This is a genomic window from Aeromonas sp. MR19 (assembly GCF_963899305.1).
Classification (GTDB): Bacteria; Pseudomonadota; Gammaproteobacteria; order Enterobacterales; family Aeromonadaceae; genus Aeromonas; species Aeromonas bestiarum.
This window is the reverse complement of the sequence record NZ_CAWQWZ010000004.1, coordinates 1-12,487: the sequence shown is the minus strand read 5'-3', so window position 1 is coordinate 12,487 and position 12,487 is coordinate 1. Positions and strand designations below refer to the sequence as shown.

The window sequence follows — 12,487 nt, the reverse complement described above, 5'->3', positions numbered from 1 at the left end:
AGCTCTCCATCGATGCATTTACCACTGTCTTGTCAGTCTTCACTGCAACAAGGAGTCAGAGCGTGACCCAAGTCAGCACCTCGTTTTACACCGCCGTCGGCCTGCCCGAGCCGACCCGCACCCCGCTGCTGACCGGCAGCGATCCCGAGCAGAAGCGCCGCGAGCTGCTGGCCTACTTCTGCCAGACCTTCGATCTCTACGACTCGCTGTTCGATTGTCTGGCCGATGAGCGCGCCTGGTTCAACAAGGCGATCCCGCTGCGCCATCCGCTGATCTTCTACTACGGCCACACGGCCGCCTTCTTCATCAACAAGCTGCTGGCGGCCCGCCTCATCGACAGTCGCCTCGACGCCCGCATCGAGGCCATGGTCGCCATCGGGGTGGACGAGATGAGCTGGGACGATCTCGACGAGACCCACTACGACTGGCCCGCCGTCGCCGAGCTGCGCGACTACCGCGCACAGGTGCGCGCCCTGGTGGTCGACTTCATCGAGCGGATGCCGCTGACCCTGCCCATCGACTGGCAGAGCCCGGCCTGGGTCATATTGATGGGGATAGAGCACGAGCGCATCCACCTCGAGACCTCCAGCGTGCTGATCCGCCAGCTGCCGCTGGCCTGGGTACGGCCCCGCCCCTATTGGCCCGCCTGCCCCCAGGTACGCCATCAGATGGCGGACGTGCCTGCCAACAGCCTGCTGCCGGTGGCAGGGGGTCAGGTGCACCTCGGCAAGCAGGATGCTACCTATGGCTGGGACAACGAATATGGCGAGCGCCACATCGACGTCACCCCCTTTCAGGCCAGCCGCATGCTGGTCAGCAATGCCGAGTATTTCGCCTTCGTGCAGGCGGGGGGGTATGAGCAGCAGCAGTGGTGGGATGAAGAGGGCTGGGGCTGGTGCCAGTATGCCAGGGCGCGCATGCCCACCTTCTGGGTCGGCGATCCCAGCGAACCCGAGCAACTGCAACTGCGGCTGATGACGGAGCGGGTGGCCATGCCCTGGGATTGGCCCGCCGAGGTCAATCAGCTGGAGGCCGCCGCCTTCTGTCGCTGGAAAGCGGCCCAGACCGGGCTGCCCATCCAGCTGCCGAGCGAGGGGGAGTGGGCGCTGCTGCGCGATCAGCTGGCGGGGGATCAGCCGGACTGGGTTGAGGCACCAGGCAACCTCAATCTGGCCCGCTTCGCCTCCTCCTGCCCGGTGGACGCCTTCCCCCAGGGCAGCTTCTTCGATCTGGTGGGCAACGTCTGGCAGTGGACCAGCACAGCCATCGACGGCTTCGAGGGATTCAAGGTGCATCCGCTCTACGATGACTTCTCCACCCCTACCTTCGATGGCAAGCACACCCTCATCAAGGGCGGCAGCTGGGCAAGCACGGGCAACGAGGCCCTCAAGTCATCCCGCTATGCCTTTCGCCGCCACTTCTTCCAGCATGCGGGCTTCCGCTATCTGGTCTCCCGCTATCAGGAACCCGTTATCGTGAATCCTTATGAAACCGACACGCTCGTCGCACAATACCTCGACTTCCAGTACGGTCCGGCCCACTTCGGCGTGGCCAACTACGCCAAGACCCTGGCCGACCTGGCCAGCGAGCTGTGTGGCAACCACCAGCGGGCGCTGGACATAGGCTGCGCCACAGGTCGCGCCAGCTTCGAACTGGCCCGTCACTTCCAGCATGTGGACGGAGTGGACTACTCGGCCCGCTTCATCGACGTGGCACTCGCCCTCGCCAGCCAGGATAGCTTCCGCTATGCCGTGCCACTGGAGGGAGATCTGGTGGAGTATTGCGAGGCGCGGCTGTCGAGCCAGGATCTCGGCGCCGAGCAGGCCGGGCGCGTCCACTTCAGCCAGGGGGATGCCTGCAACCTCAAGCCCAGGTACGGCGACTACGATCTGGTGCTCGCCGCCAACCTGATCGACCGGCTGCGCGAACCGGCCCGCTTCCTGCGGGACATTGCTCCCAGACTGCGCAGCGGCGGCCTGCTGGTGCTCACCAGCCCCTACACCTGGTTGACCGACTACACCCCAAAGGCCAACTGGCTCGGCGGCATCCGTGAAAATGGCGAGGCCCTCAGCACCTATCAGGCGCTGCAACGGCTGCTGGCGGAGGAGTTCGAGGAGCACTGCCCGCCCAGGGACGTGCCCTTCGTGATCCGCGAAACCGCCCGCAAGTATCAGCACACCCTGGCCCAGCTCACCGTCTGGCGTAAGCGCTAGAGAGCGGCGACGGCACGGGCCGTGAAAATAAAAAAGGAGGCCTGTCGGCCTCCTTTTTTTCATTGTGGCGCGCACCCGGCTGGGCTCAGGTCCCCTGCTCGTGATAGCGGCGGGCCAGCACGGTGCAGACCATCAGCTGGATCTGGTGGAAGATCATCAGCGGCAGCACCATGACACCGACGCTGGCGGCCGGGAACATGACGTTGGCCATGGGCACACCATTGGCGAGACTCTTCTTGGAGCCGCAGAAGACTATGGTGATCTCGTCCGCCCTGTTGAAGCCGAGCCGGCGACTGATCCAGACGTTCCAACCCAGCACCAGCGCCAGCAACACGCAGCTCAGCAGCACTATGCTGGCGAGATCGTACCAACCGACTTGATGCCAGATCCCCTGCACCACGGCCTCGCTGAAGGCCACATAGACCACCAGCAGGATGGAACTCTGATCCAGCTTGCCGATCAGCGGGCGATGGCTGTCGACCCAGCGGCCGATCAAGGGCCGCGACAGATGACCCACCACGAACGGCAGCATCAGTTGCACCATGATGGCCTGGATGGAGTGCCAGGTGTCGACCCCCTCCCCCTGTACATTGATCATCAGCCCCACCAGCACGGGGGAGAGGAAGATACCGAGGATGCTGGAGGCAGAGGCGCTGCACACAGCCGCCGACACATTGCCGCCAGCCATGGAGGTGAAGGCGATGGCCGACTGCACTGTGGCGGGCAAGGCGCACAGATAGAGGAAACCGAGATAGATGGCCGGGCTCAGCCATTGCGGCACCAGCGGGGTAAGCAGCAGCCCCAGCAGCGGGAACAGCAGGAAGGTGCTGGCCATCACCACCAGATGCAGCCGCCAGTGACCCAGCCCCGCCAGCAGGTTCTGGCGCGACAGCTTGGCGCCGTGCATGAAGAACAAGAGTGCCACCGCCAGCTTGGTCAACAGACCAAACCAGACGGCAACCTGCCCCTCGCAGGGGAAGAGGGAGGCCAGGGTGACCACCAGAATAAGCACACAGGTAAAGGGATCCAGACGCACGAGCGGTCTCCATCGGAAGCAGATCCCGCCCTCATCAAAGAGGCCGGGTTCAGGGACGACAAGAAACACAACAGGAGGTGTCTGGCACCTCCCGTTGAAACGAATCCCCAGCTTACCCCTATATGCGGGAGGCGCAAAGTTGAGCGGCCCCTCGCAGCGTGCAGGAAATTAAGCAACCCGGGCTGGCGGCCAGCCCTGTGATTCAGCGCTGCTTGGCCAGCTTGGTGCCGTCTGCCAGCTTGCCGTTGCCGGTTTTCTTGTCATTACCACCAAGCTTGCGGGCCTGGCGCTTCTCGAAGCGGGAGATCCACCAGTAGGCCAGCGCCGAGAAGACCGCCGTCATGAAGACGTTGATGAAGAAGGCGCGTACCAGATCCACCCCGGTCGGGAAGGCGGAGGCGCTCATGCTCACCACGAAGATGAGGATGAGCACGGACACCACGGCCATGCCGAAGGTGCGAGATCCCATGCGGAACTCCCGCGGGGTGTCGTCGTGTTTCCAGCGGAACACGAAGTAGGCCACCATGATGAAGATGGGCGGCAGCATGGCGGTACCGGCGGTGAGGTTGATCGCGGTGTTCATCATCTGCTGCACCGACTCGGAGCCGAAGCCGTTCACCACCAGCATCACGAACACGAACACAAACTGCCACCAGGCGGCGCGCACCGGCACCCCGTGCTCATTGAGCTGGGTGGTCTTCTCCCCATAGACGCCCTGGGGGATCTCGGAGAAGTGGATCTTCACCGGGGCCGAGGTCCACATCATCATGGAGCCGAACATGGCGATGAAGAGCACAACCCCGACCGCACGGCCGACCAGCGCCTCGGACAGGTGGAAGTACTGGGCCATGCCGGTGAAGATCTCCACCATGCCGCCGGCATAGGTGAGGCTTTCCCGCGGCACGAACACGTTCACCAGCAGGGAACCCAGCGCATACATGGCGCCTATGACGATACCGGCCGTGATGATCACCCTGATGAAGGACTTCTGACCACCTTTCACGTCATTGAGATAGGCCGCCGCCGTCTCGGCGCCACCGGCCGCCTGGAAGATCCAGCACATGATGCCGAGCGTCGCCCAGTTGACTGTGGGGGTCATGGCTTCCAGCGTGATGGGCTGGGCCGCCACATGATCACCACTCAGTGCCATCAGGGCACCCAGCACATAGATGGCGAACAACGCGAACACCCCGTAGGCCACCAGTTCGGCAATCTTGCCGAGCCAGGTCGCCCCCTTGGTGGATATGTGGGTTGCCGCCGCGAACAGCGCTATGGAGATGATCGAGGTCACCATGGGGGAGAAGCTGTATTCATACCCCAGCATGGCGTAGGAGGCGTAGGCGATGACGTTGGGCAACAGGGAGACGAACCAGAACAGGTTCACGAACCAGTAGAGGAAGGAGCCCAGATAGGCCATTCGGGTGCCGAGCGGCTTCTTGAGCCAGTCATACATGCCCGATTCGGAGTTCTTGTTGGCCGAGACGAACTCGGAAATGATGAACACGAAGGGGATGAAATAGACGAGCGTGGCCAGCAGGAAGATGGGCGCCGAACTGAGCCCAAGTTCTATGTTGTTGTTGACTATGTTGCGCACGTTGAACACGGCGGCAAAGGTCATCGACAACAGGGCAAACTTGCCTATGGTGCCGCGTACGGAATCAGACATATGTCCTCCAATGGAATAACGCCGCTTCACCAGCTGACGCTTTGACTCTGAATGTGTTCGGCACAGGCCTCATGGCCCGGCCAGAGATTTTCTTGTTATGTCGGGCCGCTCAAGCGACCTCGCTGGCAAACCGTCACCTCCCTGCGGCACCGGCTTTCAAATCGGTGGATCAGACGATAGAGGTACCCGGCGCCATGGGCACGCGAGGCTGCAGCAACACGCTCCGGCTCTCGTCCGGGGTCTCGGCGCAAAGCAGCATGCACTCGGAGCGTTCGCCACGCATCCTGGTGGGCTTGAGGTTGGTCAGCACCACCACCTGGCTGCCCAGCAGCTCTTCCTCGCTGTAGTGGGGCACCAGACTGGTGACCGTCTGCAGCGGCCGCTCGCCGCCCACGTCGATCTGGACGATATAGAGCTTGTCGGCCCCTGGATGGCGCACCACCTCCAGCACCTTGCCCACCTTCATCTCGACCCGCTTGAATTCGGCAAATTCGATCGTCTCGCTCATTCCATTCTCCTTCTGTTCTGTGGTTCAACCGGTCACGGGTGGCCGCCGCCACCCGCTTGTTCTCTCTTGGCCACTCGGGCCGGCTTGCTCTGGGGATCAGGAGGCCTGGATGGACACCTGAGCGGCCGGCAGGGCCTCTTTCGCGCGCGCTTCGTCGCTCAGGGAGGCTTCGTATCTGTTGTATTTCCACCATGCAAAGCCGAGGAAGATCACTATCCCGCCGACGTTGTAGAAGACGATGGTCACTATGTCGGCACCGGTCGGGAAGGTGGAGGCGAGAAAGCCCACCGAGAAGATGGCGATCAGCACCGAGACCACGGCGATCCCCGTGGTGCGCGAGCCCATCTTGAAATCCCGTGGCAGGTGATCCAGCTTCAGGCGTAGATTCAAATAGGCCAGCATGATGAACAGCGGGGGCAGCATGGAGGCGGCCGCCGTCATGTTGATGACGGTATTCATCAGATCCTGCGCCGTGTTGGAGCCCAGGGTCGGGATCAGCATCAGGGGCAGCACTATCAGGTACTGGATCCAGGCAGCGCGGGCGGGCACGCCGTTCTCGTTCAGCTCGACCGTCTTCTTGCCGAAGATGCCGGCCGGGATCTCGGAGAAGAAGATCTTCACCGGGGTCGCCGTCCACATCAGCAAGGAGCCGAACATGGCGGTGAAGGAGACCAGCCCCACGAAGCGGTTCATCAGGATCTCCGGCAAGCCAAAGTAGGCCGCCAGCCCCTCAAACACCTGCACCGAGCCGCCGGTATATTTCAGGATGCCGCTGGGGACGAAGACGTTGATCAGCAGGGAGGCGATGGAGTAGAGCACGCCGATGAAGATCCCGGCGATAATGATCACCTTCACGAACGACTTGGATCCGCCTTTCACGTCATTCACGTAGACGGCCACCGATTCCGCGCCACCAGCTGCCATGAAGATCCAGGTGGTAATGCCGAGGAAGGCCCAGCTGAAATCGGGGATCATCGCCTCCACCGTGATAGGGTCGGCCGGTTGTACACCACCGACTAACGCCACACCTGCCAGCAGAATGTAGGAGAGGGTCAGCAGCAACATCAGGGACGAGGTCACCGAGGTGATGGGGCCGAGCATCTTGGCGCCGTTGGTAGAGACATAGGTGGCAAAGGCGAACAGCACCATGCTTAAGAAAGTGGTCGCAAGCGGGGTGAAAATGTATTCGTAGCCCAAAAAGGCATAGGAGGCGTAGGCGATGACCCGCGGCAGCAGCGAGGTGAAGAAGAACAGGTTCACAAACCAGTAGGTGTAGGCGGAGATAAAGGCCCAGCGCCCGCCGAGGGAGCTCTTCACCCAGGCATAGACACCCGCTTCGGAGTTCTTATTCAGCGAGACGAATTCCGCGATGATGAGGCAAAACGGAATGAAGTAAAAAATGGTGGCCAGAAAGAACATAGGGGCCGAGGCCAGACCGATCTCGATGTTGTTGTTGATGACGTTGTTGAAGCTGAATACCGCCGCGAAGGTGAGCGACAGCAGACCAAACTTGCCTATCGTATTGCGTTTGGAATCAGACATGGTGCATCTCCAGACCTGTAGTTATTGCTGCGAAAGGGCGGGGCATGAGTTGTAGGGTGAGCCCCGCCCTTCCGGCTTTTATCAGTGCAAAAACAGCGGCTTGTTATTTGTTTTTGAAGTAGCCGCCTTCGACGGTGACCTTGATGATCAGCTTGCGCACCGGCGCATCGCCGGCGAAGCGATAGGCCTCATGGTTCTCGAAGATCACCAGCTGGCCATTGCCGACCTTCTGGCGCTCTCGCACCTCGCCGGCCAGCCACTCGCGGTCGCTGGTGTCGTCATAGGCCGATTCCGTCTGCAGGCCGTGCTTCTCGGCCCACTCCACAGTCTCTTCCCCTTCCAGGTAGTAGTGGATATCGAAGTAGCGGCGTTGCCCCTCAAACAGAGAGGTGGCCGGGCTGGCCCCCTCCTGCAAGCGGTAGGTGAGGGAGTCACCGATGGAGTGACAGATGCCGGGCTTGAGGTTTGGCAGGTTGTCGATGGCCTCCACGCAGCGGCCCCACTTCTTGCCCTCCCGGTAGATGTTTTTGAACAGGGTCAGGTTGTCCAGGGTGATCATGCGAGGTTCCTCCCGCCGTTGATGGTGAGATCGATCCCGGCCATCGCAGCCGGATTGAGGTTGCCACGGGCGATGGGCAGCAGGGTCAGGCCGAAGCTGAACGGTTCGAAACGCACCCGCCAGGAGTCCAGCACCTCTGAGCCCCAGGAGTTGGAGCCCAGCCCCAGCACCTTGTGATCCAGATTGAGGGTGAGATAACCGCTCGGCTCCAGCTCATTGATGTGCTGGGCGGCGTGGATATGCTCCCAGCTGTAGGGCCAGACGCTCAGGTTGATGGGGGCATCGGGTCGCACGTAGAGACCGGCGCCGTGACGGTTGGTCAGGGTCGCCCAACGCACCTGCTGGCGGTTGCCGTTGTCCTGCGGGAAGGGGTAGTGCTCCCACATCTCGCCCACAGTGCTGTTGAAGCAATCGATCCAGTTACTCTGGCGGCTGTCCTGGTAGTTCTCCCCCGGTCCCATGCCAAGGTAGTGCACCCGGTCGAGATCCTGGCGGATACCCAGTTCGAAGCCGATCTTGGGAATGATGTCGTCATAGCCACCGTAGGGCTGACCACAGAGCGCCACATGCAGCTGACCATTCGGGCTCAGGGTGTAGACGTAGCGGCAGCGCATGCCGAAGTCGAACACCGGTGGCGCGATCAGGCTCTCGACCGTCACCTCGACCGCGTCACCCAGCTGACGCCAGCTCAGGGTACGGAAGTGCTCCTGCATGATCTGCAGGTGGTTCGGGTGCCACAGGCTCTCGTACTCCTGCTTGTGGTTGTCGATCATCGGCTTGAAGAAGGTGAGACGCGGGGCTCGCTCGATAAGCTCATTGCCATCCTGCTGCCAGCTCACCAGCTTGCCGTCGAGGCGCGAGAAGCGCAGGGCAAAGCCGCTGCCGCTCAAGGTCAGCGCAAGCCGCTCATCGGCAATCTGCAACGGGGTGGCATTGGGATTGGCAAAGGGCTGCAGCTGACGAGTCGACTCTTTCAGCTGGAACTGGTACTGGCCCAGTTCGTGCTCCGCCGCGCTGTAACGGGTGGCGGTGGCCTTGATGACCCGCAGCTGGACGAAGGTTTCCCGCCCATCGAGGGATGGCAGTTCGAGTTGCAACTCGGTGATGGCACCGGGAGCCACCCCTTCCAACCGGATTTGCTGGCTGGCCAGCAGCTCGCCCTCGGCCTTCACTTCAACCAGCAGGCGGATGTCGTCGAGATTGGAGAACCAGTAGCGGTTTTCCACCGCCAGCTTGCCGCTGGTCAGATCCAGCGCCCGCACCTTGACCGGGCAGATCACCTGCTTGTATTCACGCAGGCCCGGCCCCGGGGTCTGATCCGGATAGATGAGGCCATCCATGCAGAAGTTGTAGTTGTTGGGATAGTCGCCGTAGTCGCCACCGTACTTGTAGACGGGGCGGCCCTGCTCGTCCTGATCCAGAATGCCGTGATCGCACCACTCCCAGATGTAGTGACCCTGAATGTGGGGATGACGGTCAAACACCTGCTGATATTCGCTGAGGCCGCCCGGGCCATTGCCCATGGCGTGGGCGTATTCGCAGAGGATGCGCGGCTTGGCCATAGGGAACTCGCCGAAGCAGTTCATCTGGGAGACGCGCGAATACATGGTGCTGACCAGATCCACCACCTCGGCATCGCGGTCTTCCTCGTAGTGCACCAGCCGGGTCGGATCCATCTGCTTGCAGCGGCGGTACATGGCCCTGATGTTGCAGCCGTAGCCGGACTCGTTGCCCAGGGACCAGATGATGATGGAGGGGTGGTTCTTCTGGGCGTGAACATGGCGCTCGATGCGATCCACGAACACCGGCTCCCAGAAGGGATCGTCTGTGATGCGGCTGAGATCGCCGACGTTGGCAAAACCGTGGGTCTCCACGTCGGTCTCTGCCATCACGAACAGGCCGTATTGGTCGCAAAGCTCGTAGAAACGCGGGTCGTTCGGGTAGTGGGCGGTGCGCACCGAGTTGAGGTTATGCTGCTTCATCAGCACGATATCGCGTTCAACACGATCCATGCCGACCGCACGGCTCTTGAGGTGATCGTTGTCGTGACGGTTCACCCCGTGCAGCTTGAGGTAGTGACCGTTGACGTAGAAGAGGCCATCCTTGACCTTGATTTCACGCATCCCGACCCGCTGCGGGATCACTTCCAGCAGCTCGCCCTGACTGTTGTAGAGGGAGAGTTGCAGCTGATAGAGGTAAGGATCTTCGGCGCTCCACAGATGGGGATTGGCCAGATCCAGCGTGAGGCGGCAATCACACTTGCCGTCGATGGCGAGATGGTCGAGCGTGCCGCTGGCGATCTCGCTGCCCTGATCCAGCAGCGACCAGACCAGACGGTGATCTCGGGCAGCCGCCCCCAGACTTTCCAGCTGGATGTCGCAGCTAAGAGTGGCGCCTTGATTGTCATCGGCCAGCGCGGTGCGGATGAAGAAGTCCTGCACATGGGCGGCCGGTTTGCCCACCAGATAGACGTCGCGAAAGATCCCCGCCATCCACCACATGTCCTGATCTTCGATGTAAGTGGAGTCGGCCCACTGCATCACCCGTACCGAGAGCAGGTTCTCGCCGGTGTTGGCATAGGCGCTGATGTCGAACTCGGCGGTAAGGCGGCTCCCTTTGCTGAAGCCCACATAGTGGCCATTCACATAGACCTCGAAGTAGGTCTCCACACCGTCAAACTTGATGATCACCTGCTCGCCGTCCCAGGCCGGGCTCAGCACGAAGCTGCGCTGATAGGCGCCGGTGGGGTTGTTGCTCGGCACGAAGGGCACGTCTATGGGAAAGGGAAAGCCCTCATCCGTGTATTGCAGGTTGCCGTGCCCTTCCATCTGCCACATGTTGGGGACTGTGATCTGGTCCCACTCGCTCATGGGGCTGTGATAGAAGGCCTCCGGCACCTGCAATGGGTGCTCGAAGTAGTTGAACTGCCACTGGCCGCTCAAGGAGAGAAAGCGGCGGCTCAGCTCGCGCTGCATGGTGGCCGCCAGCGCGTGGTCGGCATAAGAGAAGAAGTAGGCGCGCGGGGCCAGCCTGTTTTCACCAACGAATTGAACGTTTTCCCAGTTATTCACATGTCCTCCCGGAACAAGGCAACTTTGACTGGGTAAACTCTAGATAAACATTTACTAAATATCAGGTAATGATCGGTAAAATTTTAACCCCATCACACAAGATGGCTGGATTTGTGAGCGAGATCAGAAGCCGGAACTAAAGGAGGGGTTTGTCTGCCTGGGTGGCATGGATGTTGACCTTCATAAGAGAGGAAACAATAATATTGTTATATAACAATACATTAAGCATTTATTAAGAGTGGGGATGTCTATCCGGGATAAAGAGAGTCGCCGCACCATGTCAGGATGGCGCGGCTAAAAACCAATGAGTTTTACTAAAACTACCGGGTGGTGCCACGCAGGGTCAGTCGGCTGGGGACCAGTACCCGCAGCGGGACCTCACGTTCGTCGCGAAGCCGTTCTACCAGCAGATTGACCCCCTGGGAGCCCATCAACTCGGAGTGGATCCGCACGGTGGAGAGCGGCGGGAAGGTAAACTTGGCAGTCGGAATATCGTTGACGCTGATGAGCTCGATCTGCTGGGGAATGGCCAACCCCTTCTCATGGATGGCCCTCAGCACACCGATGGCGATGGAGTCGGAGGCGACAAACAAGGCCTTGGGCCAATCCCCCGCCAACATCTCTTTGGCCAACTTGTAGCCGGAGGCACTGGAGAAGTCCCCGCGATAGAGATCATTCTCCTGCACCACTCCCAGCCGCTGACCGTAGTCGAGGAAGGCCAGCTCACGTAGATCCGGCGCCTCATCCTGACCACCTATGTAACCGATGCGGCCGTGTCCCTGGTCAATGAAGAAATCCACCACCTGCTGGCTGATCAGCGCCAGATCCACGTCCACCGAGTCAAACTCCCCCTGGGAGCGACAGTCCACGAACACCAGCTGGGCAGAGAGGGAATAGAGTGCGGCAAGCCGCTCAGGTGGCAGATGGCCGATAACCAGAATACCGTCAACGGCGGAGAGCTCACGCCCCTCGGCACCGTTGTAAAAATGGGTAAGCTCGATATTGAGGCGGGCACACTGGGTCTCGATGCCATAGCGAATGGCGAGATAGTAGGGGTCGTTGACCTCGGTGCTCTGCGGATAGGCATAGACAGCCAGGAAGTGCAGCTTGCTCTTGTGCACCCCTTTGCGAGCCGTGCTGGTCTTGTATTCCAGCCGCTCGGCGATCTCGAAGATCTTCTGCCTGGTCTCTTCCTTGACGCTCAGCGTCGGGTCTTCATTGAGCACCCGTGACACAGTCGCCTGGGAAACCCCCGCCTCCTGCGCAATTTCCTTCAACGTGGCCATGCATACTCCTCTGGCGATGACTCCCGACAATACCAGACCAAGAGTAACGGGCAACGTGCTGACATCCCAGCATTTTTACTAAAAGAAACCCATGATGGGAGGAAAAATTCCAAAGCAAAAAGGCCTCCCGAATGGGAGGCCTCTTCTAAATAGGAGCCTGACAGTGTCCTACTCTCGCATGGCGAATGCCACACTACCATCGGCGCTACCGCGTTTCACTTCTGAGTTCGGCATGGGATCAGGTGGTTCCACGGCGCTATTGCCGTCAGGCAAAAAGCGTTAAAACTAACTTAAAACTGGTGCTGATACCCAGAGTCGAACTGGGGACCTCATCCTTACCAAGGATGCGCTCTACCAACTGAGCCATATCAGCACACTAACCGGTAAAGACCGCACTGCGTGCGTTATCTAAATCTTCTGTCCAACACAACCTGACGTTGTATCACGACCAACCACATCGCTGTAGTTGCTTAATTGAAGCCTGGCAGTGTCCTACTCTCGCATGGCGAATGCCACACTACCATCGGCGCTACCGCGTTTCACTTCTGAGTTCGGCATGGGATCAGGTGGTTCCACGGCGCTATGGCCGCCAGGCAAATAACTTCA

At 60.5% G+C, this 12,487-nt stretch carries 8 protein-coding genes, 1 tRNA gene and 2 rRNA genes; 1 reads left to right on the top strand and 10 read right to left on the bottom strand.

All coding sequences use genetic code 11. The features are described from left to right. Positions 1-62 precede the first annotated feature (62 nt). Positions 63-2,213, top strand: a complete 2,151-nt coding sequence (gene ovoA, locus AACQ95_RS02180) for a 5-histidylcysteine sulfoxide synthase (RefSeq protein WP_241280472.1) — start codon at positions 63-65, stop codon at positions 2,211-2,213. Between the two features lie 85 nt (positions 2,214-2,298). On the opposite strand, the gene AACQ95_RS02175 is transcribed toward ovoA, so the two are convergent. From AACQ95_RS02175 to rrf (AACQ95_RS02130), 10 genes are all read right to left on the bottom strand, one after another. Then, positions 2,299-3,249 (bottom strand): bile acid:sodium symporter family protein, encoded by a 951-nt coding sequence (locus tag AACQ95_RS02175; protein ID WP_241280471.1) that lies wholly within the window; start codon positions 3,247-3,249, stop codon positions 2,299-2,301. A 202-nt stretch (positions 3,250-3,451) separates the two neighbouring features. Further along, positions 3,452-4,915, bottom strand: coding sequence for an amino acid permease (locus AACQ95_RS02170; RefSeq protein WP_241280470.1), 1,464 nt, complete (start codon positions 4,913-4,915; stop codon positions 3,452-3,454). A 169-nt stretch (positions 4,916-5,084) separates the two neighbouring features. Next, complete coding sequence (locus AACQ95_RS02165) at positions 5,085-5,423, bottom strand: tRNA-binding protein (protein WP_241280469.1); 339 nt, start codon at positions 5,421-5,423, stop codon at positions 5,085-5,087. A gap of 96 nt (positions 5,424-5,519) precedes the next feature. Further along, the gene (locus AACQ95_RS02160) at positions 5,520-6,965 is read right to left on the bottom strand and encodes an amino acid permease (protein ID WP_241280468.1); all 1,446 of its coding nucleotides are present in this window, start codon (positions 6,963-6,965) and stop codon (positions 5,520-5,522) included. A 103-nt stretch (positions 6,966-7,068) separates the two neighbouring features. Further along, positions 7,069-7,524, bottom strand: a complete 456-nt coding sequence (locus AACQ95_RS02155; protein ID WP_098981074.1) for a beta-galactosidase subunit beta — start codon at positions 7,522-7,524, stop codon at positions 7,069-7,071. Then, positions 7,521-10,595 (bottom strand): beta-galactosidase subunit alpha, encoded by a 3,075-nt coding sequence (gene ebgA / locus AACQ95_RS02150; protein ID WP_241280467.1) that lies wholly within the window; start codon positions 10,593-10,595, stop codon positions 7,521-7,523. The genes AACQ95_RS02155 and ebgA overlap by 4 nt, the downstream gene beginning before the upstream one ends. Positions 10,596-10,915: 320 nt before the next feature. Continuing rightward, entirely contained in the window at positions 10,916-11,881 is a 966-nt protein-coding gene (gene ebgR / locus AACQ95_RS02145) for a transcriptional regulator EbgR (RefSeq protein WP_241280466.1), read from the bottom strand. A 155-nt stretch (positions 11,882-12,036) separates the two neighbouring features. Continuing rightward, a 5S ribosomal RNA gene (gene rrf / locus AACQ95_RS02140) occupies positions 12,037-12,151 on the bottom strand. 27 nt (positions 12,152-12,178) lie between these two features. Beyond that, positions 12,179-12,254 (bottom strand) — tRNA-Thr (locus AACQ95_RS02135). Positions 12,255-12,360: 106 nt separating this feature from the next. After that, a 5S ribosomal RNA gene (gene rrf / locus AACQ95_RS02130) occupies positions 12,361-12,475 on the bottom strand. Positions 12,476-12,487: the final 12 nt, after the last annotated feature.